Origin of the sequence: Buchnera aphidicola (Macrosiphum gaurae) (genome assembly GCF_005080965.1) — a bacterium.
In the GTDB taxonomy this organism is placed as follows: domain Bacteria; phylum Pseudomonadota; class Gammaproteobacteria; order Enterobacterales; family Enterobacteriaceae; genus Buchnera; species Buchnera aphidicola_S.
The window spans coordinates 189,802-212,576 of record NZ_CP034867.1 but is presented as its reverse complement, the minus strand read 5'-3'; the positions used below and the strand labels follow the sequence as shown (position 1 = coordinate 212,576).

Annotated in this window: 17 protein-coding genes, 1 other RNA gene and 2 pseudogenes; 11 read left to right on the top strand and 9 right to left on the bottom strand. The window is 25.6% G+C overall.

What is annotated here, in order from left to right:
• Positions 1 to 580 precede the first annotated feature (580 nt).
• From thrA to thrC, 3 genes are read left to right on the top strand one after another with little or no spacing between them, the layout of a single operon-like run.
• Positions 581 to 3,031: a bifunctional aspartate kinase/homoserine dehydrogenase I gene (gene thrA, locus D9V72_RS00980; protein WP_158354688.1), complete on the top strand. Its 2,451-nt coding sequence runs from the start codon at positions 581 to 583 to the stop codon at positions 3,029 to 3,031.
• 17 nt (positions 3,032 to 3,048) lie between these two features.
• Positions 3,049 to 3,978, top strand: a complete 930-nt coding sequence (thrB, locus tag D9V72_RS00975; protein ID WP_158354686.1) for a homoserine kinase — start codon at positions 3,049 to 3,051, stop codon at positions 3,976 to 3,978.
• Between the two features lie 3 nt (positions 3,979 to 3,981).
• Positions 3,982 to 5,271 carry a threonine synthase gene (gene thrC, locus D9V72_RS00970; protein ID WP_158354684.1) on the top strand — a complete coding sequence of 430 codons (1,290 nt, stop codon included), beginning with the start codon at positions 3,982 to 3,984 and terminating at the stop codon, positions 5,269 to 5,271.
• Positions 5,272 to 5,348: 77 nt separating this feature from the next.
• Here thrC and ychF read toward each other — a convergent pair whose 3' ends face one another.
• From ychF to D9V72_RS00955, 3 genes are all read right to left on the bottom strand, one after another.
• Entirely contained in the window at positions 5,349 to 6,437 is a 1,089-nt protein-coding gene (gene ychF / locus D9V72_RS00965; protein WP_158354682.1) for a redox-regulated ATPase YchF, read from the bottom strand.
• Positions 6,438 to 6,483: 46 nt separating this feature from the next.
• Positions 6,484 to 7,014 carry an aminoacyl-tRNA hydrolase gene (gene pth / locus D9V72_RS00960; protein WP_158355415.1) on the bottom strand — a complete coding sequence of 177 codons (531 nt, stop codon included), beginning with the start codon at positions 7,012 to 7,014 and terminating at the stop codon, positions 6,484 to 6,486.
• Between the two features lie 183 nt (positions 7,015 to 7,197).
• The gene (locus D9V72_RS00955; protein ID WP_158354680.1) at positions 7,198 to 7,809 is read right to left on the bottom strand and encodes a Fe-Mn family superoxide dismutase; all 612 of its coding nucleotides are present in this window, start codon (positions 7,807 to 7,809) and stop codon (positions 7,198 to 7,200) included.
• 219 nt (positions 7,810 to 8,028) lie between these two features.
• Here D9V72_RS00955 and rnt point away from each other — a divergent pair, with 219 nt between their 5' ends.
• The gene (gene rnt, locus D9V72_RS00950; RefSeq protein ID WP_158354678.1) at positions 8,029 to 8,676 is read left to right on the top strand and encodes a ribonuclease T; all 648 of its coding nucleotides are present in this window, start codon (positions 8,029 to 8,031) and stop codon (positions 8,674 to 8,676) included.
• A 161-nt stretch (positions 8,677 to 8,837) separates the two neighbouring features.
• On the opposite strand, the gene grxD is transcribed toward rnt, so the two are convergent.
• On the bottom strand, positions 8,838 to 9,164 hold the full coding sequence (gene grxD / locus D9V72_RS00945) for a Grx4 family monothiol glutaredoxin (RefSeq protein WP_158354676.1): 327 nt from the start codon (positions 9,162 to 9,164) through the stop codon (positions 8,838 to 8,840).
• Positions 9,165 to 9,295: 131 nt separating this feature from the next.
• Here grxD and ssrA point away from each other — a divergent pair.
• Positions 9,296 to 9,662, top strand: a transfer-messenger RNA (tmRNA) gene (ssrA, locus tag D9V72_RS00940).
• A 38-nt stretch (positions 9,663 to 9,700) separates the two neighbouring features.
• Here the strand turns inward: ssrA and D9V72_RS00935 are convergent.
• Both D9V72_RS00935 and nadK read right to left on the bottom strand, forming a co-directional pair.
• Positions 9,701 to 10,009 (bottom strand): outer membrane protein assembly factor BamE, encoded by a 309-nt coding sequence (locus D9V72_RS00935; protein WP_158354674.1) that lies wholly within the window; start codon positions 10,007 to 10,009, stop codon positions 9,701 to 9,703.
• Between the two features lie 139 nt (positions 10,010 to 10,148).
• Positions 10,149 to 11,027: an NAD(+) kinase gene (gene nadK, locus D9V72_RS00930; protein ID WP_158354672.1), complete on the bottom strand. Its 879-nt coding sequence runs from the start codon at positions 11,025 to 11,027 to the stop codon at positions 10,149 to 10,151.
• 116 nt (positions 11,028 to 11,143) lie between these two features.
• Here nadK and grpE point away from each other — a divergent pair, with 116 nt between their 5' ends.
• Positions 11,144 to 11,713: a nucleotide exchange factor GrpE gene (gene grpE, locus D9V72_RS00925; RefSeq protein ID WP_158354670.1), complete on the top strand. Its 570-nt coding sequence runs from the start codon at positions 11,144 to 11,146 to the stop codon at positions 11,711 to 11,713.
• 74 nt (positions 11,714 to 11,787) lie between these two features.
• Here the strand turns inward: grpE and ung are convergent.
• Positions 11,788 to 12,448 (bottom strand): annotated as a pseudogene (gene ung, locus D9V72_RS00920) (uracil-DNA glycosylase).
• A gap of 77 nt (positions 12,449 to 12,525) precedes the next feature.
• Here ung and D9V72_RS00915 point away from each other — a divergent pair.
• Complete coding sequence (locus tag D9V72_RS00915) at positions 12,526 to 13,119, top strand: peroxiredoxin (protein WP_158354667.1); 594 nt, start codon at positions 12,526 to 12,528, stop codon at positions 13,117 to 13,119.
• A 110-nt stretch (positions 13,120 to 13,229) separates the two neighbouring features.
• On the opposite strand, the gene D9V72_RS00910 is transcribed toward D9V72_RS00915, so the two are convergent.
• The gene (locus D9V72_RS00910; RefSeq protein ID WP_158354665.1) at positions 13,230 to 13,964 is read right to left on the bottom strand and encodes a DUF2076 domain-containing protein; all 735 of its coding nucleotides are present in this window, start codon (positions 13,962 to 13,964) and stop codon (positions 13,230 to 13,232) included.
• Positions 13,965 to 14,220: 256 nt separating this feature from the next.
• Here D9V72_RS00910 and gyrA point away from each other — a divergent pair, with 256 nt between their 5' ends.
• The 4 genes and pseudogenes from gyrA (at position 14,221) to yfaE (ending at position 20,572) form a co-directional block, all read left to right on the top strand.
• On the top strand, positions 14,221 to 16,725 hold the full coding sequence (gene gyrA, locus D9V72_RS00905) for a DNA topoisomerase (ATP-hydrolyzing) subunit A (protein WP_158354663.1): 2,505 nt from the start codon (positions 14,221 to 14,223) through the stop codon (positions 16,723 to 16,725).
• A gap of 98 nt (positions 16,726 to 16,823) precedes the next feature.
• Entirely contained in the window at positions 16,824 to 19,109 is a 2,286-nt protein-coding gene (gene nrdA / locus D9V72_RS00900) for a class 1a ribonucleoside-diphosphate reductase subunit alpha (RefSeq protein WP_158354661.1), read from the top strand.
• A 68-nt stretch (positions 19,110 to 19,177) separates the two neighbouring features.
• Positions 19,178 to 20,308, top strand: a complete 1,131-nt coding sequence (gene nrdB, locus D9V72_RS00895; protein WP_158354659.1) for a class Ia ribonucleoside-diphosphate reductase subunit beta — start codon at positions 19,178 to 19,180, stop codon at positions 20,306 to 20,308.
• A gap of 1 nt (position 20,309) precedes the next feature.
• Positions 20,310 to 20,572: pseudogene (gene yfaE / locus D9V72_RS00890) on the top strand (class I ribonucleotide reductase maintenance protein YfaE).
• Positions 20,573 to 20,609: 37 nt separating this feature from the next.
• Here the strand turns inward: yfaE and pta are convergent.
• A complete protein-coding gene (gene pta / locus D9V72_RS00885) occupies positions 20,610 to 22,739 on the bottom strand; it encodes a phosphate acetyltransferase (protein WP_158354657.1) in 2,130 nt (709 codons plus the stop codon).
• Positions 22,740 to 22,775: the final 36 nt, after the last annotated feature.

Here is a 22,775-nt window from a genome sequence, read left to right as displayed (position 1 = left end):
GAGAAAAATAAAATATGTTAAACATATTAACTTTTAATATAAAATTAAAAATAAAATATTTATCTTTTAAACTATTGCACTAATAATGATCATTATGTTATAAAAATTAATTCAATGAAAAAAATTCTTAATAAAAATAGTAATTGCACAAATTAAAAAATTAAAAAACATCTATTCTATCTATATCAAAATGTAATTCATGTTATATTTTATATTTAATTATAAAAAATAACATTTTATAAACAAATAATTTTTTATTGTAATATTTTTTTATAAACATAAACATGTCTAATTTGTGATAAAATCAAAAAATACTGCTTTTACAGCATTCTAAATAAATAAAATATTTTTCATTAATAATATAAATTATATATTAAAAGATATTACTTAATAAAATTAATTAACACGCTATATGCATTCACAAAAAAATATTAATATCTATTTATAGCCTCTTCACTAGAATAGCTGTTCTAATTATTATAACTAGTCATGATGTGGGCTCAGATGATATTTTAAAAACCTGCCCATACTAAAAGGCGGGTTTTTTTATGATATAAAAAACATCAAGGAATTATGAAATATGAAATTATTAAAATTTGGCGGAACTTCATTGGCTAATGCAGAAAAATTTTTATGTGTAGCTAATATTATAGAAAAAAATATTAAAAAAGATCAAATTGCAGTAGTTCTTTCAGCACCAGCTAAAATTACTAACTACCTCGTTAAAGTTGTAGAAAAAACAGTTGAAAACAATCAAATTTTAGAAAGTATAAATCTTGCAGAAAATATATTTATTGAATTAATAAATAATCTTTTAAAAATACAATCTGATTTTCCTTATCAGGAAATAAAAAAAGTTATAAAAAAAGAATTTGATAAATTAAAAAATATAATACATGGAATAATGTTATTAAAACAATGTCCAGATAATATTCGTGCCATTATAATTTCTCGTGGAGAAATACTTTCAGTTTTCATTATGAAAAGTATATTAGAATCTAACAATCATAATGTAACTATTATCGATCCTGTTAAGAATTTTGTTTCTATAGGTAACAACTACTTAGATTCAAGAATCGATATATCTAAATCTAAAGAATGCATTCATAATATAAATATTGATAAAAATGATATTATTTTGATGCCTGGTTTTATTTCAGGTAATAAAGATAAAGAATTAGTAGTATTGGGACGAAATGGTTCTGATTATTCTGCTGCAGTTTTAGCTGCTTGTCTCGATGCGAATTGCTGTGAAATTTGGACTGATGTTGACGGAGTTTTTACTTCTGATCCAAGAAAAATTCCAAATGCTTATTTATTAAAATCAATATCATATCAAGAGGCAATGGAATTATCTTATTTTGGTGCTAAGGTATTACATCCTCGTACTATTGAACCAATTTCTCAGTTTAAAATCCCATGTTTTATTAAAAATACTGATAAAATTGAATCTATTGGAACTTTAATTTGTCAAAAAAATGATTCTAAAGAAGATTTCTTGAAAGGTGTTACTTATCTTGATGACATAGTAATGTTTAATATATCTGGACCTTGTATCAAAGATGTAGGAAATATTATTCCACGCGCATTTTCTATAATATCAAGAGATAATATTAAAATATTATTAATTACTCAATCATCTTCAGAATATAAAATAAATTTTTGTATTTTCCAACATGATGTTGACAAAGTTCTCAACTCATTAAACAAAGAATTTCAATTAGAATTAAAAAATGGATTGCTAAATTCCTTTAAAACAAAAGAAAATCTATCTATTCTTTCAGTCATTGGATCAAATATTTATAAAAAATATGATATTGCATCAAAAATATTTTCTACTTTAGGAGCTTCAAAAATTAATATTCTTGCCATTGCACAAGGTTCTTCAAAACATTCTATTTCACTAGTAATAAAAAAAGAACATATTTTAAAAGCTGTTCAAAACGTTCATAATGTATTGTTTTGCAATAAAAAAATTATTCATGTTTTTTTAATGGGAATAGGTGGAGTTGGTTGCACGCTATTGAATCAAATATTAAAACAAAAAAAAGTTTTAGAAGAAAAAAATATAGAAATTAAAATTTGCACTATTGCAAATTCTAAAAAAATATTTTTTTTAAATGATAAACATGATTTATCTAATTGGAAAAGCGATTTTAAAAAATTCAGTCAGAACTTTAATTTAGAATTATTAAATAATTTAATAAAAAATAATAATTTTTCAAATTCAGTAATTGTTGACTGTACATCTAATCAATTATTATCAGAACAATATGTAAATTTTATTTATAATGATTTTCATGTGGTTACTTCAAATAAAAAAGCTAATACTAGTGAATGGAGCTACTATAAAAAAATAAGAAATGCTACTACTGAAACAAACAAAAAATTTTTGTATGAAACTAACGTTGGAGCAGGATTGCCAGTAATAGAAACTCTTCAGAATCTATTCAGAACAGGTGATACTTTAATACGGTTTCAAGGTATATTGTCTGGTTCATTATCTTTTATTTTCGGGAGATTAGAAGAAGGTGTTTTATTGTCACAGGCTACTAAAGAAGCTAAAGAATTAGGTTTTACTGAACCAAATCCATGCGATGATTTATCTGGCATAGATGTTGCAAGAAAACTTCTAATTTTAGCACGCGAATCTGGATATGATATAGAACTAAAAGATATCAAAATTGAACCTTTATTACCAGACAATTTTAAAATGTACGAAGATGTTGATAAATTTTTGTTAAAATTAAAAGAATTAGATTTGTATTTTTTAGAAAAAACTAATCAAGCACGCAATGCAGGAAATGTATTACGATTTGTTGCAACTATAGAACAAAAAAAGCAATTTTTTATAAAACTTGAAGAAGTCAAAATTAATGATCCATTATATAAAGTAAAAAATGGTGAAAATGCACTAGCATTTTATACTGATTATTATCAACCTATTCCTTTAGTACTACGAGGCTACGGTGCCGGTAATAATGTTACAGCGTCTGGAGTATTTTCCGACTTACTACGTACACTATCATAAACGTCAGGAGCATGGTAATGATTAAAATTTATGCGCCAGCTTCTATTGGTAATGTTGGAGTGGGATTTGATATTTTAGGTGCAGCACTTATACCTATAAGTGGTGATTTATTAGGTGATTTTGTAACAGTAAAATTATCAAAGAAATTCAACTTAATTAACAAAGGTTTATTTTCTAATAAATTACCCCAAAATATTGAAAAAAATATTGTTTGGAAATGCTGGGTAAAATTTTGTAATGTCATCAAAAAAAATATCCCTGTTTCTATTCTGCTGGAAAAAAATATGCCTATTGGATCAGGACTAGGTTCCAGTGCTTGTTCAGTAGTCGCTACTTTAGTTGCAATGAATGAATTATGCAATAAACCCTTAAATTCAAAAGAGTTATTATTTCTTATGGGAGAAATAGAAGGTGAAATATCAGGAAGCATACACTATGATAATGTTGCTCCATCTTATCTTGGAGGATTACAGTTAATATTAGAAGATTCTGAAACAATAAGCCAAACAATACCAAATTTTAAAAATTGGTTTTGGATAATAGCTTGGCCAGGAATAAAAGTTCCTACTTCAAAAGCAAGAGAAATACTACCCAAAAAATACAAAAAAGAAATATGCATTAAAAATAGTCGTTATTTAGCTGGTTTTATTCATGCCTCATATAGTCAACAACCTTATTTAGCAGCACGATTAATGCAAGATTTTATAGCAGAACCATATCGCATAAAATTACTACCTGATTTTTTAAAAGCTAAAGAAAATATTAAAAAAATTGGAGCTATTAGTTGTGGCATATCTGGTTCAGGTCCTACTATTTTTTCTATTTCTGATAATATACATACAGCTCAAAAAATATCTTCATGGCTAACAAAAAATTATTTACAAAATGAAACAGGATTTGTTCACATTTGTTTTTTAGATTCAAAAGGTGCACGTAAAATAGGATAAAAAATGAGACTTTATAATTTAAAAGATCATAGCGAACAAGTAAATTTTGAAACAGCTGTAAAACTAGGATTAGGAAAAAAACAGGGATTATTTTTTCCAGTAGAACTACCTACTATTACACCTATCGAATTACCAAAAATATTGGAAATGGATTTTATTACTCGGAGTACGGAAATACTTTCTAAGTTTATTTATCGCGAGATGTCTAAAGAAAAATTATATGAAAATGTTAAACAAGCTTTTTTATTTAAACACCCATTAAAAATAAAAATCACAGAAGATATACATTGTTTTGAGCTATTTCATGGACCAACATTAGCATTTAAAGATTTTGGAGCACGTTTTATGGCTCAAATGATACTATCGCTGAATAAAGAACATGAGTCAGTGACTATTTTAACTGCCACATCAGGTGATACAGGTGCAGCAGTAGCACATGCATTCTATAAAATGAAGAATGTAAGAGTAATTATTTTATACCCTAAAGGAAAGATTAGTGAATTACAAGAAAAATTATTTTGTACTTTGGGAAAAAATATAAAAACTGTATCAATCAACGGCAGTTTTGACGATTGTCAAAAACTAGTAAAAGAAGCTTTTAATGATAAAAAACTTAAAGAATCTATAGGATTAAATTCAGCTAACTCTATTAATATAAGTAGATTATTAGCGCAAATTTGTTATTATTTTGAAGCTTTTTCTTTAATTTCAGAGCAACAAAGAAGAAATTTAGTTATAGCAGTACCATGTGGTAATTTTGGCAATTTAACTGCTGGATTATTATCTAAATCTCTTGGCTTACCGATTAAATCATTTATAGCGTGCACCAATGCTAATGATACTGTTCCAAGATTCCTTGATAATGGAAAATGGAATCCTAAAAAAACTGTATCTACAATCTCGAATGCTATGGACATTAGCCAACCTAATAATTGGCCTCGAATTGAAGAATTATTTTATCGAAAAAAATGGGATTTAAAAGAACTTAGATTTGGTAGCGTCTCAGATACTACAACCAAAGAATCATTAAACGAATTATTTGAGTTGGGTTATATTTCTGAACCTCATGCTGCAATAGCATATCGATTACTACGAGATCAATTAAAAAAAAATGAATTTGGTCTATTCCTAGGTACCGCTCATCCAGCGAAATTTAAAAATACCATAGAAAAAATATTAAAAACTAAAATTTCATTGCCTAATGAACTGAAAGATAGAATTGCTCTTCCACTATTATCTCATAATATTGATCCTATTTTTAGTAAATTAAAAACATTCTTATTAGAAAAATAAAAATTATTACATTAGAGAGGATAAATAATATTTTCCTCTCTAACAAATAAATATATAAATTTAAAAATTAATTAGTTTTACACATTAAATAAAAAATGAACAATATCACCATCTTGAATACAATATTTTTTCCCTTCTATTCTCAATTTACCCATTTCTTTAATTTTCACTTCACTTTTATATTTTATAAAATCTACATATTTAATAATTTCTACTCTAATAAAACCCCTACTAAAATCACTATGTATTTTATGAGCAGCTTGAATGCTAGTACTTCCATTAAGAATTTCCCAAGCACGAATTTCTTTTATCCCAACACTGAAAAAAGTTATTAAATTTAATAATTTATAACCAGAAGAAATGATGCTATTCAAACCTAAAGCTTTTATATTAAATTCTTTCATAAAATCTTTTTGTTCTTCATTATTCATTTTAATTAATTCTGATTCTAAATTTGCATAAATTGGAATAACTATAGAATCTTCTTTTTTAGCAATATTATTTAATTTATCTAAAAAATAATAAGATTCTTTTTCTTCATTCATATTAGCAACATACATCATTGGTTTTAAAGTTACAAAGCGTAAATAGCTAACTAATTCTTTTTCATCTTTATTTAAATTAAGCGTTTTTAGCATTAAAAATTTTTTTAAATGATTAATACATTTTTTTAAAACATAAATTTTTTTTTCTACTTCGTTATTTTTTAACGATATTTTTTTTTGTAATTGTAATATATTTTTTTCACAAAGATCAAAATCAGATAGTATAAGTTCAGTATTAATAATATCTATATCTTCTTCTGGTTGAACTTTATTATAAATATGAGTAATATTGTCATTTTTAAAACAACGCACAACATGTACTACAGCATCTGTTTCTCGTATATTAGATAAAAATTGATTACCTAATCCTTCACCTTGAGATGCTCCTTTAACCAAGCCTGCAATATCTATAAATTCTATAAATGCATTAACTATTTTTTTAGGAGAAACAATTTTTACAAGATGATCAATACGTTCATCAATAACCGGAACAATACCTATATTTGGTTTAATAGTACAAAATGGAAAATTAGCAACTGCTGAATTTCCTTTAGTTAAAAGATTAAATAAAGTAGATTTACCAACGTTAGGCAAACCTATAATGCCACATTTAAAACCCATATCTTATGCGCCTTGAAAAATAGAAGATATTTTGATTTAATTAACATTATAAAATTTTTAAAATAAAATTCTCTTCTATTGCATGTATAATTGATCTTTGAATTAACATTTTTTCTTTTTTTGTCGGAATTGATAATACGAAAGAAGCTATTTGATCACGATTTATTGGACGACCAATTCCAATTCTTAATCGATGAAAATTAATACTTTTATTATTAAAAACACTAATAATATTTCTTAATCCATTATGTCCATTATGTCCATAACTGTATTTTAATTTTATGATTCCAGGATCAAGTTCTAAATCATCATGAACTATTAATATTTCACTTAAATGAATATTATAAAACGATGCCATTTTAAATACTGACTGACCATTTATATTCATAAAGATATCAGGTACAAGTAATCGAACATGATGCGAATCTATATAAAAAGAAGCAGTAAAACCAAAAAATTTTTCTTCTTTTTTAAAATTGTTTAAGTAACTTTTTGATAAAGAATAAACATACCAAGAACCTGCATTATGACGTGTATTATGATATTCTGCTTTTGGATTAGATAATCCAACTATCATTTTAATAGTATTCAAAAAACATCCTTTAATATTGAAATAATTATTTTAATATTTTATAAAGTAAATTAAAAAAACATATAATATATATTATATGTTTTTTAATAATTACATAAAACGTCATAAGAAAACAATTATATAATATGAATTCTATGTAAATCATACTATTTCAATACAGTTCATAAATTACTTCTGTAAACGATTAGAAGCTTCTTCCCAATTAACAACGTTCCAAAAAGCTTTAATATAATCTAACCGTCTATTTTGATATTTTAAATAATAAGCATGTTCCCAGACATCTAAAGCAATTATAGGATCACCATAAGTATTAGATATTGATTTCCCCATCAAAGGATTATCCTGATTAATAGTAGAAACTATTGATAAAATACCATTTTGGTTCACTAACCATACCCAACCAGAACCAAAATGATTAAGTGCTACTGACTCAAATTTATCTTTGAAGCTATCAATAGTACCAAATTGTTTTTCTATTTCTATTTTTAGATCCTTTGTTAAAACTGTTCCTAATTTTAGACTTTTCCAAAAAAAACTATGATTTATATGACCACCTGCGTTATTACGTAATACGTGTTTCTTTTCTAAAATAATTTCATTGAAAATAGATATTAATTCATCAATAGATAATGAGGAAAAAGCTGTATTTTCTAAAATAGAATTAGTGTTATTGATATAATTTTGATGGTGTTTGGTATGATGAATTTTCATAGTCTGTTCATCAAAAAATGGTTCTAACGCATCATATGAATAAGGTAGAGAAGGTAGAATATAACTCATTTTATTTTCCTAGATATGATTGTAATAAAATTGTCGTATTATTTTTAAAAATTATTAAATTAATAATTTAATCTTAAATATTTTTATAAATTATAGTACACTTATTAAATTATTAACAAGAATCATAATACATATTTTTAAAGTATCTAGAACTAAAATTATAAAAATATACAAGATTAACTATATTCAACAAAAAATATTTTAAAAAATGAGATTTTGATGTCTATAACTCAAGAATTCAATTTGCTAAGTAATCGGTTTCGTACTTTTTATCCTGTTGTTATAGATATTGAAACAGCAGGATTCAATGCAAATACTGATGCAGTATTAGAAATTGCTATAATTACATTAAAAATGGATGAATTAGGATGGTTACGCAAAGAAAATACATTACATTTTCATATAGAACCCTTTAAAGGTTCTATAATAAACTCTGATGCAATAGCTTTTAACAAAATTGATCCATTTAACCCATTACGTGGTGCTATTAGCGAAAAAATAGCAATTCAATCTATATTAAAAATGGTGCGTAAAGGAATTAAAATACAAGGATGTAGTCGAGGAATTGTTGTAGCACATAATGCTAATTTTGATCATAATTTTTTAATGGCTGCAATTCAAAGAGTGAAAATAAAAAATAATCCTTTTCATCCATTTGTTACGTTTGACACAGCCGCATTAAGTGCATTAGTAGTTGGCCAAACTGTCTTATCTAAAGCATGTAAAGCTATTGGCTTATCATTTGATAACCATCAAGCACATTCTGCACTTTATGATACTTTACAGACTGCTGAACTTTTTTGTGAATTAGTAAATCGTTGGAAACGTTTGGGTGGTTGGCCTCTTAATTTAGAAAAAAAAATTTAATAGTATTAAAAATATTAACAAGATAATTATCTTATATATTTTACAGTATTCTTAATAAGAAAAAGATATGACATTAGTAATAAAGATCAAAATTCAATACTCTTTATTTAATGTCATATCTAATCTAGATATTATCTATATAATATAGGTTTTCTTAAAAATTACGTTTTATATTTTTTTACTGTTTTGGATATGAGTTCTTTTAATTGACCATTTTCTAACATTTCAAGTATAATACTACAACCGCCAATGAGTTCACCATCTATCCACAACTGAGGGAATGTTGGCCAATTAGCATATTCTGGAAGTTTGTTCCTAATTTCTGTATTTTCTAAAACATCTACATAAGCAAATTTTTCACCACAAACTGACAAAGCCTTGACTGCTTGTGCAGAAAAACCACAACTAGGAGCTTCCGGAGTTCCTTTCATATAAATTAAAATAATATTATCTTTAATTTGTTTCTTAATCTTTTCAATAATACTCATGTTAATTTCCATTTTTAAAATTTATGTAAAATATCTGTTTAAACAATTTATATAAAAATTTTCTCAAAATACTATAAAATAATTAATAGACAAACTTATTTTTTTTTGCAATACTACATTTTTAGAAAAAAGGGGCTGTTTTTGGATTTGACAAAATTATCAACAAAGTAAAGTGCATGCCGAGGAACGGTTTGCCTCGATAAAAGCCGTAAAACAATAATTGCAAATAATACACAAAAATACGCTTTAGCAGCTTAAAAAACTGTATCAAGCCCTTCCTTCTTAGCCTTTTTCTCTTAGGATGAGAAATTCGGGAGGTCATAAAAAAGAGAAAAACGTGAACATCAAGCTTGATGATGACACGAAGAAATTTTTCAAGCTATAAACCTAAAATGCGTTTTTCCAAATTAGGTAATGAATTGAATAAAGAAAAAACTAAGCATGTAGTACTTTATTCGTAGAGATTTTGGACGCGGGTTCAAATCCCGCCAGCTCCAAAAATATGTATACTAACATTAAAAAAATTTTTTAAAAAACTATGTGATATTAAATTTTAAAACTTTATTTTCTTTAAAATACAAATTTAAAATTCTTTTTTCAAACTTATTATTCATTTCGAAATTATATAAACAATAATGATACACATCATTAAAAGAATCAGAAAAAATTGGCATGCCAAAAATATAAACTACTTGTTGTCTTGTCATACCAACATAATTTTTATTTAACATACTCTGGTTGAAATATGCTTTTTCTAAAAAATCTGATCTGAATTTTCTTTTTTCTAAATCAGAACAGCCAGAAAATAACATAACTATCAATAACATCTTGATATAATTATTCATAATAATATCTTATTATAGTTTACATAAAAATAATTAACACTCTTTATTAGTATTTTACTATAATTTATATTAATAAAAAATATCAATTTTTCAAAAATATTTTAATTAAATTAATCTTTTCTTATATTTGTTAAATCACCTAAAAAAATTTTTTAGACCAACTTAACTTAGAAGTTAAAGTTTTAAAATAATTATAACTTTTAGGGTGTACAAGGTTTAAATAATAACAACTTTTACGAATAAATACACATTCATCTTTTTTGATTGTTAAAATAGTTTGACTATCACAGCTTATTTTTAAATTAGTTTGAATATTAGAAAATTTCAAACAAATTATACTGTCACTATGAATTACTAAAGGACGCGCAGATAAAGTATGTGGAAACATTGGCACTAATACAATAGCATCTAAAGATGCTGCTATAATTGGTCCACCAGCTGATAGTGAATAACCAGTCGAACCCGTAGGCGTTGAAACAATCAATCCATCTGCACGCTGAGAAAAAGAAAATTTATTATCGATGTACACTTCAAATTCTATCATATGAGCTAAATGTTTTGCATGTAAGACAACTTCATTAATAGCTATGCTAGATCTTGAAATTATTTTTTTTTGACAAACTTGTGCATCCAATAAAAACCTATTTTCTAGCAAATAATCTCCCGACAAAACCTTTGATAAATTTTTTAAACCAGTATCTGGGTTTAAATCAGTAAGAAAACCTAAATTACCTCTGTTGATCCCGATAATTTTAATATTATAAAGTGATAAAACACGCGCTGCACATAATAAATTACCATCTCCACCTATAACGACTGCTAAATCACAAGATTCGCCAATTTCAATTAATGTAGCAGTATGAGGATTATTTAATTTTAATTCTTTAGCAACAGTGTATTCAATAAACACTTTATAACCATTTTTTATTAACCACTTATAAAGAGTCTTATGTGTTATTAATGCACTCGCATGACGCGGACGCCCAACAATACCTATACAAGTGAAATGTTGCTTCATTACATAAAAATTCCCAAAAAAATAATGCACATTATATTATAATACTAAACAGTCTTGAAAGATTAATTATAAGGTTTATAATAGCTTAATTATTAATATAATTAATGGTAACTTTTATGAAAAATCAAGAAAAAAAAATATATGAAGAAAATATTTTTAAAAATAATGATACTGTAAAAGAAAACAAAGATAATTCAATTGATGTACTCAAGCTTCAAAGCAAAAAAATAGAAGATTTAAAATTAGAAATAATTCAGAATCAAAAAAAAATTAGTGACATTGAGTTACGAAAACTAGCAAATATAGAAAATATAAAAAAAAATACTGAAGAAAAAATAAAAACAATAAAAAAAACAGAAACTGAAAGATTTTTAAAGGAAATAATTCCTATAATAGATTGTTTAGAAGAAATCTTGATATTATCTGATAAATTAAACACAAAAGACGAACCTTTAATAAAAGGTATCGAACTTACATTGCAATCTTTGTTAAACATATTACATAAATTAGGAGTGAAAATTGAAGGTAAAAAAAATGAACTCTTTAATCCTGATATTCACATATCAATATCAGAAGAATTGTCCGAAAACACACTTCCTAATCATATCATTTCTACTAATAAAAAGGGATTTACTTTCAATAAAGTATTATTAAGAAAAGCAATAGTCAAAGTGGCTAAAAATTAACGTTTTTCTATTTTTTAAAATTCTTACTTAAATAATAATTTTATATTATTTTAGCATAGAAAATTCTTTATTTTTTAAATACAAAACCAATTAATCGGTTTTTTTTTATTTTCAATTAATATTTTGTTAGCTAAAGAAAAATGTTTACATCCGAAAAAACCTCGATGTGCTGATAAAGGAGAAGGATGAGATGTTTTTAATATATAATGCTTATCTTCATTAATTAAATGAGATTTTTTTTGTGCATCATGCCCCCATAGCAAAAAAACAATAGAACTTCTATATAAATTAATTGTAGAAATTACTTTATCAGTAAAAATAGTCCATCCAATATTACTGTGTGATTTTGGTTTTCCTGATTCAACTGTTAAAATAGTATTTAATAAAAAAACACCTTGATGAGCCCAGTTTTCAAGACATCCATGATTAAAACTATGTTTTTTTTTAAAATCACTATTTAACTCTTTGTATATATTCTTTAAAGAAGGTGGTATAGTAGAATTTTTCGGTACAGAAAATGATAAACCATGTGCTTGATTCTCAGAAAAATATGGATCTTGTCCAAGAATAACAACTTTTATATCATTAAAATGAGTTAAAAAAAATGCATTAAATATATTTTTCTGTTCTGGGTAAATTATTTTATTTAAACGTTCTTGTTTAAGAAATTTGATTATATCAATAAAATATCTTTTTTTTTTCTTGAAATAGAACATTTTTCCAAGTTCGAATCATATTCATTTTTAATTACCGTTTTTAATAAAAATTTAATAAAAATCTTCTTTTCACAATATAACATAATAGGAAAAAAAATGGTTCTAGTAACACAAAATGCTCCTAACTTTATAGCTCCAGCAATTTTAAAAAATAATGAAATTGTTGAACAGTTTGATCTTAAAAAATATTCTAATGGTAAATCAATTATACTATTTTTCTGGCCAATGGATTTTACTTTTGTATGTCCATCTGAAATTATAGAATTTAATACGCTATATTCAGAATTCAAAAAAAGAAATGTTAAAATTGTAGGTGTGTCAATTGATAGTATTTTTGTTCATCAGGCATGGCAAAAAATACTACCTAAAAATGGTGGAATTGGAAAAATAAAATTTCCTATGGTATCTGATATAAAACATAGCATTCAGAAATCTTATGGCATTGAACATCCAAATCTTGGTGTAGCACTGAGAGCCTCATTTTTAATTGATTCTAATTGGATTGTACGTCACCAAGTTGTAAATGATCTACCATTTGGAAGAAACATAAAAGAAATGATACGCATGGTAGACGCTATAGATTTTCATAATAAATTTGGTGAAGTGTGCCCTGCTAATTGGAACAAGGGAGAAAAAGGTATTGCGCCTTCTTCAGAAGGAGTTGCTAAATATTTAAGTAAATATTCTTAAAAAAACTTAAAGTCAGCAAAAAAAATATTTTATGCTGGCTTTATTTTTCGATCTATATTTTATATTATAACAGATGCAGTCAGTTTTAATAATTAAAGTAATAAACACGTTTAAATAAAGTTATCATCATCAATATCGTCGTCTGTATTATAGATATCATCATTAACGTTTTCTGAAATTAGTTCATTTCTATTGATATCTGATTGATCATATTCATAATTGATTAGATCATTGTTATGAGAGTTATTATTGAAAAAGTTATCTTCAGCATGGTGATCTAAAGATGATTCATTAACAGTATCAAATATATCTTGTTCTGGTTTCGTATGGTTAAAAACGTTCATTAACATGTTACCTAAAATCATACCACCTGCTACGCCTGTTGCTGTTTGTAATGCACTACTAAGAAAACTACCGCTTCTACTACTATTACCATTACTATTTGTTGTCGGAAATGATTGATTAACAGGTAAACTAGTTGTATTCGAATAATTATTTGGCAGTATATCTGTTTTTTTTTGCCATATATTGCTATCATTAGATGATAGTTGAGAAGAAGGATTCTTTTTGAAAAAACCAGATAAAAAACTTGGTTTTTTATTTAATTCTTCTCTATTCAATGCTTTTATTTTTGTTTTTAATTCTTCAATTTTCATGCTCATTTTTTTTATAGCTGTTTCTTGAACCAATATTGTTTGAGTCATATAATAAGAAGAAGCTGGTTGTTTTTTCACTAAATTTTGAATTAAATGATCTGCTGATTCATCTCTTTCAGAAGAGTTTAATTCAGTTTCTTTTAAACGATGAAATAAATTTTCTATTAAATTTTTTTCTTCATCTTTCATAATAAGATCTCATTTTTAAGTCAAGTTAATAAACTATTATATTTTTAATATTATTAATAATTTTTATTATAAAACTATAATTATTTTATCATAATACTTTCGTTTCAAATAAACAATATAAAAAAAAATATTTTTTATGACAAGTAGGATTACTTTGCCCTAAAGAATGATTTTGTTTATATGCATCTAATAGTTTAATTATGTTATACTTTTTAACTTAATTTGATTGTTTTTCATGAAAGAGATAAAAGTTTATATGAAAGATCCGGCACGAGAAATCATACAAGTCGATATTGAAGAAGAGTTAAAAAGCTCTTACTTAGACTATTCTATGTCTGTAATAGTTGGCCGAGCTTTACCAGATGTTCGAGATGGTTTGAAACCTGTTCACCGAAGAATACTTTTTGCAATGTATATATTAAATAATGATTGGAATAAAACATATAAAAAATCTGCTCGTGTAGTAGGCGATGTTATAGGAAAATATCATCCACATGGAGATTCTGCTGTATATGATGCCATAGTGCGTATGGCTCAAAAATTTTCATTACGTTATGTGCTTATAGATGGTCAAGGAAATTTTGGTTCTGTAGATGGAGATTCGGCAGCAGCAATGCGATATACAGAGATTCGGATGTCTAAAATAGCTCATGAACTATTAAGTGATTTAGAAAAAAATACTGTTGAATTTTTACCAAACTACGATGGAACTGAATATATTCCAGAAATACTACCGTCAAAAATACCTAATCTTTTAATAAATGGATCATCAGGTATAGCTGTAGGAATGGCCACAAATATTCCACCTCATAATTTACATGAAGTCATTGATGGATGCTTAGCTTATATTGATAACAATGATATTACTCTAAATGAATTAATTAAGTATATTCCAGGACCAGATTTTCCAACTGCAGGGATTATAAATGGAAAATCAGGTATCGAAGAAGCTTATCGCACAGGAAAAGGAAAAATTTATATTCGAGCACGAAATAAAATTGAAAAAAATAATAAAAATAAAAAAGAATCTATTATATTTGACGAAATACCTTATCAAGTAAACAAATCACGTTTAATTGAAAAAATAGCAGAATTAGTAAAAGACAAAAGAATTGATGGAATTACTGCTTTACGTGATGAATCTGATAAAGATGGAATGAGAATTGTTATAGAAATTAAAAAAGAAGCAGTATCTGAAATAATTTTAAATCAATTATATACTTTAACTCAATTGCAAATATCTTTTGGGATTAATATGGTTGCCTTATGTCAAGGACAACCAAAAACATTATCTTTAAAAGAAATATTAAAACATTTTTTATTTCATAGACAAGAAATTATTACAAGACGTAGTATTTTTGAATTAAATAAAATACGTAATCGTATACATATCCTTGAAGGATTAAACACTGCTGTAATAAATATTAATGTAATTATTGAAATAATAAAACAATCAGGAAATCCGGCAGATGCAAAAAATTTTTTAATCAAAAAAAAATGGATATCTGAAACGATAAAAAAACATGATTATTTACAAGAAGAAAATTATGTAGATAAAAAAAAACCTGAATACTTTTTTACTGAACAACAAGCACAAGCTATATTAGATTTACGTTTACATAAATTAACTAATTTAGAAAAGAAAAAAATTATTGCTGAACATAGTGATTTAATAAGAAAAACTAAGGAATTAAAAGAAATACTTGAAAATCCAAAGCGTATGTTTAATGTTATTAAATCGGAATTATTGTCTATAAAAAATAATTTTAGTGATACAAGACGTACAGAAATTATTGAAAATCATGCTGATATTGATATTGAAGATTTAATTAATCAAGAAGATGTAGTAGTCACACTGTCTCATTCGGGATACGTAAAATATCAACCTCTTTCTGATTATAATGCTCAAAGACGGGGTGGAAAAGGAAAATCAGCTGCAAAAATAAAAGAAGAAGATTTTATAGAAAGTTTAGTAATAGCAAACACACACGACACCATATTATGTTTTTCTAGTCGTGGTATTCTATATTGGATGAAAGTTTACCAATTACCAGAATCTAGTAGACATGCAAGAGGAAGACCTATAGTTAATTTATTACCTTTAAGTCCCAAAGAAAGAATTACAGCTATATTACCAGTTCATGAATACAAAGATGATCTTAATATTTTTATGACTACAGCACATGGAATAGTAAAAAAAAGTTCTTTGAACCAATTTAAAAAACCTAGACTTGCAGGAATTATCGCTATTAATTTACATGCAAACGATGAACTGATTGGAGTAGCTTTAACTGATGGAAACAATAATATCATGTTATTTACACAAAATGGTAAAGTAGTACAATTTTTAGAAAAAAGTGTTCGAACTATGGGCAGAACTGCATCTGGCGTGAAAGGTATTAAAATTAAAAAAAATGATAAAGTTGTTTCTTTAATCGTACCAAAAAATAAAGGAAGTATTTTAATAGCAACTAAAAATGGTTATGGAAAACGTACAAAAATTAGTGATTTTCCTATAAAATCACGTGCTACTCAAGGCGTTATCTCCATTAAAATCACAAAAAAAAATGGCAAAATCATTGGAGCAATTCAGGTTGTAGAAAAAGATCAAATCATGATGATTACTAATGCAGGAACATTAGTTAGAATTAGGGTTTCTGAAGTAGGAGTATTAGGAAGAAACACACAAGGTGTAATATTGATAAGAACTTCAAAAAATGAAAAAGTTGTTGCTTTACAAAAAATTGTAGAACCTATATAAAAAAAAAAATATATTTATCTCTTAAAACATCTAATATATATTAATAATTAAATAAAAACAAAAATTTTTTATACTCTTTACAATAAGTTAAATTCATTATGAAAAAAAGTCTGTTTGTTACTAAGCGTGATGGAAGAAAAGAAAAAATTAATTTAGATAAAATTCATAAAGTATTAAATTGGGCATCTGAAGGATTAAATAATATATCTGTGTCACAAGTTGAATTATGTTCTCGTATTCAGTTTTATAATAATATCACTACTATTAATATTCATGAAACTATCATAAAGGCTGCAGCTGATCTCATTTCACAAGATACACCAGACTATCAATATATGGCTGCAAGATTAGCTATTTTTCATCTTAGAAAAAAAGCTTACGGTCAATTTGAACCACCTCAACTATATGATCATGTAAAAAAAATGGTTCTTTTAGGGAAATATGATAAAAATTTATTAAAGAACTATTCTTATGAAGAATTTTTACAAATGAATTCTTTCATTGATCATTGGCGAGATATGAATTTTTCATATGCAGCAGTAAAACAGTTAGAAGGAAAATATTTAATACAGAATCGCATAAGTGGAAAAATATATGAAAGTGCACAATTTTTATATATTTTAATAGCTGCATGTTTATTTGCTCAATATGCCAAAAATATTCGAATGAATTACATCCATCGCTTTTATAATGCCATATCCACTTTTAAAATTTCACTACCAACACCCATTATGTCTGGAGTTAGAACACCTACTCGTCAATTTAGTTCCTGTGTTTTAATTGAATGTGCTGATAATTTAAATTCTATTAATGCTACAACAAGTTCTATTGTCAAATATGTTTCTCAACGTGCTGGTATTGGAATTAATGCTGGACAAATTCGGGCGTTAGGAAGCCCTATTAGAAATGGAGAAGCATTTCATACTGGTTGTATACCTTTTTATAAACATTTTCAAAGTGCTGTAAAATCCTGTTCTCAAGGAGGTGTTAGAGGCGGAGCTGCAACTATTTTTTATCCAATATGGCATTTTGAAGTTGAAAGTTTATTGGTTTTAAAAAATAACAGAGGAATTGAAGAAAACAGAGTACGTCATATCGACTATGCTATTCAAATTAATAAATTAATGTATCAAAGGATGTTATCAGGAGATCAAATAACATTATTTAGCCCCTCTGATGTTCCTGACTTATATGAAGCATTTTTTTCTGATCAAAAGAAATTTGAAGAAATATATCTGCAGTATGAAAAAAACAAAAAAATAAGAAAAAAAACAATCAAAGCATTAGATCTATTTTCATTGATGATGCAAGAAAGAACTTCTACTGGACGTATTTACATACAAAATGTAGATCACTGCAATTCACACAGTGCATTTAATCCAAAACTATCTCCAATAAGACAATCTAATTTATGTCTAGAAATTACATTACCTACTAAAGCGTTAAATGATATCTATGATGTAGATGGAGAAATAGCACTGTGTACATTGTCAGCTTTTAATTTAGGAACAATTAAAGATCTTAATGAATTTAAAGAATTATCTATATTATCTGTACGTGCATTAGATGAAATATTAGAATATCAAAATTATCCAATACTAGCAGCGAAAAAGTCAGCTATTTCTAGACGTTCCTTAGGCATTGGTGTAATTAATTTTGCATATTATTTAGCTAAAAATAAAGTACGTTATTCAGATGGTAGCGCAAAAAATTTAACACATAAAACTTTTGAAGCAATGCAGTATTATTTATTAGAAGCATCTTGTGAATTAGCAAAAGAAAAAGGAGCATGTTCTTTATTTCATCATACTAACTATTATTTAGGGAAATTACCTATAGATACATATAAAAAAGATATTGATGCTATATGTAATGAACCGCTACATTTAGACTGGAATGTATTACGTTATAAAATTAAAAAATATGGTCTAAGAAATTCAACATTATCTGCTTTGATGCCTTCAGAAACATCTTCTCAAATATCTAATGCAACAAATGGCATTGAACCACCAAGAGGTTTTGTTAGCATTAAAGTATCAAAAGATGGAATATTGCGTCAAGTTGTTCCTGAATATAAAAAATTAAAATCACAATATGAATTGCTTTGGGATATACCAAATAACACAGGATATCTTCAACTCACAGGTATTATGCAAAAATTTATCGATCAATCTATTTCAGTAAATACTCATTATGATCCAAAAAGATTTTTAAATAATAAAATCCCTATGAAGCAACTTATTTACGACCTTCTATTATCTTATAAACTTGGTTTAAAAACACTATATTATCAAAATACTCGAGATGGTTCTGAAGAACATCAAAACATTATGTCTGAATCTATAACAGAAAATACTTGCGAAAGTGGTTCATGTATTATATAAAAATAAAAAATATAGGTATTTAAAAAAATACGTGCTAAAACATTTAATTTATCATTAGGTATAATAATATGTCTTATACAATTTTTTCAAAAAAAAAAAATAATCAACTTAAAGAACCTATGTTTTTTGGACAATCTGTAAATATTGCTAGATATGATCAACAAAAGTATAATATTTTTGAACAATTGATTGAAAAACAATTATCATTTTTCTGGAGACCTGAAGAAATAGATCTTTCTCGAGATAGAATAGATTTTCAAAACTTGCCTAATAATGAACAACATATTTTTATTAGTAATTTAAAGTATCAAACCTTACTTGATTCTATTCAAGGAAGAAGCCCTAATATAGCTTTTTTGCCAATTATCTCTATTCCTGAACTAGAAACATGGATTGAAACATGGTCTTTTTCAGAAACCATCCATTCACGTTCTTATACTCATATAATTAGAAATATTGTCAATTCTCCATCTTTAGTATTTGATGATATTATTTCAAATAAAAATATTAATGACCGTGCTCAAAATATTTCTATATATTATGATGAACTAATAAAAATAACTAGCTATTGGCATTTATTTGGTGAAGGTATGCATTCGGTAAATAGAAAAAAGATTGATATCAATTTACGTTTGCTCAAAAAAAAATTATATTTATGCTTAATCAGTGTAAATGTTTTAGAAGCAATTAGATTTTATGTTAGTTTTGCATGTTCATTTGCATTTGCAGAAAGAGAGATAATGGAAGGTAATGCAAAAATTATAAGATTGATAGCACGTGATGAAGCGTTACATTTAACAGGAACTCAACATATTTTAAATATTTTAAGTAATATAAAAAATAACGAGGATATGAAAGATATAATTTTAGAATCTAAAGAAGAAGCTATTAATATCTTTATTTCAGCTGCACAACAAGAAAAAAAATGGGCAGAATATTTATTTCAGAATGGTTCGATGCTAGGATTAAATAAAGATATTCTTTGTCAATATATAGAATATATTACAAATATGCGTATGCATGCAATAGGTTTTCCAATGCCTTTTACAAAACAATCTAATCCTATTCCTTGGATTAATAATTGGTTAACTTCTGATAATATACAAACTGCTCCTCAAGAAACAGAAATCAGTTCTTATTTAGTTGGTCAGATTGATTCAGAAATATCTAATAATGAATTTAAAAAATTTAAATTATAAAATGACTTATACTATTATTGAAATAATAAATATCCAAAAAAAAATTATTTATAAAAAAAAAAATCTTTATTATTTGTTTTAGAATTAAACAATATAAATATAGAATATCAGTGCCGATCTGGATATTGCGGAATGTGCAGAATTGAATTAATTAAAGGAAAAATATTCTACTTTAAAAAACAACCTATAGCTGCTTTATTTAAAGAAAGAGAAATATTTCCATGTTGTTGTCAACCAAATGGAAATATTGTAATTAAAATATGAAAAATGTATTTGTTTTATTTCATAAAATATATTTTTATTAAGATTGAATTGATGTTAATGCAATAGTGTAAACAATATCTTCTACCGAAGCACCTCGTGATAAATCATTTACCGGTTGTCTTAATCCTTGCAACATCGGACCAATAGAAACTATTTTTGAAGAACGCTGAACAGCTTTATAAGCTATATTACCGGAATTTAAATCTGGAAAAATAAATACATTTGCAGATCCTTTAATTGGTGAACAAGGGGCTTTTAATTTAGAAACGTTTTTTGAAACTGCTGCATCATACTGTATAGGACCATCAATAATTAAATCAGGTCTTTTATTTTTAACGATAAAAGTAGCTTCTTTTACTTTGTCAACTTGATATCCGAATCCAGAACAACCAGTTGAATAAGATAGCATAGCAACACGTGGTTCTATTCCAAAAATTTTTGCTGAATCTGCAGATTGAATTGCAATTTCCGCTAATTCTTCTGCAGTAGGATTAACATTAATAGCACAATCGCCATAAATAAAAACTTGATTTGGTAGTAACATAAAAAAAATAGATGACACTAATAAACTCTCAGGATTAGTTTTAATGATTTGTAATGCTGGACGTATAGTGTTAGATGTTGTATTTACTGATCCAGAAACTAATCCGTCTACTTGTTTAGATTCCAATATTAGAGTAGCTAAAACAGTATTGTCTTGTAATTGTTTTTTTGCGGAAAATTCACTTATACCTTTGTCTCTGCGAATTTCTAAAAGACGAGGAACATATTTTTGCCTTATTGAAACAGGATTAATTATTTCAATATCTTTATTTAAATGTATACCTTGTTCATTTGCTATACTATATATTTTTTTGGGATCTCCTAATAATACACATTGAGCAATATTAGAATCACAACATATTGCAGCAGCTTTTAGTATTCTTATTTCATATGATTCAGGTAGTATAATACGTTTATTTCTTTTTTTTGATAACGTTTTTAAAGTATAACAAAATTCTTTTGGTGAATACATCACGCTGCAATTATACTTTTTTTTAGAAACCATAATGGAAGTATGACAAAAAAAACTAGAAATATATTTTTGTAACTTTTTAATATATATTAAATCTTTTACCTTAATATTAAAGTTAAATTTTTGCAATTGCGATAAAATATCTATTGTACTACTTTCTGTAAAAAGAACAGAAATAGATTTTTTAATTAAAACCTCGCATAAAGAAATAATATATTTTCTTGATTTTAATACTCCTGTCAAAATAATACATTTAATCTTATTACTGTACAAATTGGAATTTAAATTTAAAATATCTATAAAAATATCTATACGACTAAAAGAAATTATTATTAAAGCATTTAAATAATTCTTATTTAACATGTTTAGAAAACTTTCATCAAATATAATTATTTCTTCTATAATGTGAGTTTTTTTTTGCGTTAAATTAATCTGTTTCACATTTAAAAAATTAAAAAGATCTATTACATGTGTTTTTATAATATTTTTATTCCAAGGAATACAAGCTATAATTGGAAAAAAAATATTTCTAAATACTGCTTTCAGACCAACTATTTTTTTTTTACATTTTATTTTTTTTAAAAATTTTAGTTTTTCTGTAAAATCATATTTTTTTTCTATAAAAGGAGAATTAATCTTATTAAAGATTACACCTAAAATATTTTTATATTTTTTTTGTTTTAAAAGTAAATTTATTTGTTTTTCTTTTTTTTCAATACATGCTGAAGAAGAATTTTCTAAATTTGATACCAATATCACTTCTGCATTTAAATTTTGAGAAATGTCATGATTAATTTCTTTAAAATTAACGTTATGATTATTATTAATACCTTCAATTAAAATAAATTGATATAAAAACTTATTTTTATAACATTCTTCTATGATCTTATTTGATAACAATAAATATTCAGAAGAGTTAAAAAAAATTTCAGAAAAATCTATATCGTCTAGTACATGAACAATTTTTGAAAAATATCTTTTAATAATTAATGATGTATCGTCTAATAAATTTTTTACAAAAGAAAAATATAATATAGATGGAATAGATTTTTTTTCAGATTTGTTTTTATTGAAAAAATCAATCATACTCAAACTTATTGAAGTCAAACTAATATCTGAATCTAGAGGAGTTAACATTATAATACGTGACATAATTATCCTGTTATGACATATAAACATAATAAAATA

Bases quoted from the DNA above. Each gene is read 5' to 3' on its own strand.
- thrA (WP_158354688.1), top strand. From the start codon at position 581: ATGAAATTATTAAAATTTGGCGGAACTTCATTGGCTAATGCAGAAAAA.
- thrB (WP_158354686.1), top strand. From the start codon at position 3,049: ATGATTAAAATTTATGCGCCAGCTTCTATTGGTAATGTTGGAGTGGGA.
- thrC (WP_158354684.1), top strand. From the start codon at position 3,982: ATGAGACTTTATAATTTAAAAGATCATAGCGAACAAGTAAATTTTGAA.
- ychF (WP_158354682.1), bottom strand. From the start codon at position 6,437: ATGGGTTTTAAATGTGGCATTATAGGTTTGCCTAACGTTGGTAAATCT.
- pth (WP_158355415.1), bottom strand. From the start codon at position 7,014: ATGATAGTTGGATTATCTAATCCAAAAGCAGAATATCATAATACACGT.
- D9V72_RS00955 (WP_158354680.1), bottom strand. From the start codon at position 7,809: ATGAGTTATATTCTACCTTCTCTACCTTATTCATATGATGCGTTAGAA.
- rnt (WP_158354678.1), top strand. From the start codon at position 8,029: ATGTCTATAACTCAAGAATTCAATTTGCTAAGTAATCGGTTTCGTACT.
- grxD (WP_158354676.1), bottom strand. From the start codon at position 9,164: ATGAGTATTATTGAAAAGATTAAGAAACAAATTAAAGATAATATTATT.
- D9V72_RS00935 (WP_158354674.1), bottom strand. From the start codon at position 10,009: ATGAATAATTATATCAAGATGTTATTGATAGTTATGTTATTTTCTGGC.
- nadK (WP_158354672.1), bottom strand. From the start codon at position 11,027: ATGAAGCAACATTTCACTTGTATAGGTATTGTTGGGCGTCCGCGTCAT.
- grpE (WP_158354670.1), top strand. From the start codon at position 11,144: ATGAAAAATCAAGAAAAAAAAATATATGAAGAAAATATTTTTAAAAAT.
- D9V72_RS00915 (WP_158354667.1), top strand. From the start codon at position 12,526: ATGGTTCTAGTAACACAAAATGCTCCTAACTTTATAGCTCCAGCAATT.
- D9V72_RS00910 (WP_158354665.1), bottom strand. From the start codon at position 13,964: ATGAAAGATGAAGAAAAAAATTTAATAGAAAATTTATTTCATCGTTTA.
- gyrA (WP_158354663.1), top strand. From the start codon at position 14,221: ATGAAAGATCCGGCACGAGAAATCATACAAGTCGATATTGAAGAAGAG.
- nrdA (WP_158354661.1), top strand. From the start codon at position 16,824: ATGAAAAAAAGTCTGTTTGTTACTAAGCGTGATGGAAGAAAAGAAAAA.
- nrdB (WP_158354659.1), top strand. From the start codon at position 19,178: ATGTCTTATACAATTTTTTCAAAAAAAAAAAATAATCAACTTAAAGAA.
- pta (WP_158354657.1), bottom strand. From the start codon at position 22,739: ATGTCACGTATTATAATGTTAACTCCTCTAGATTCAGATATTAGTTTG.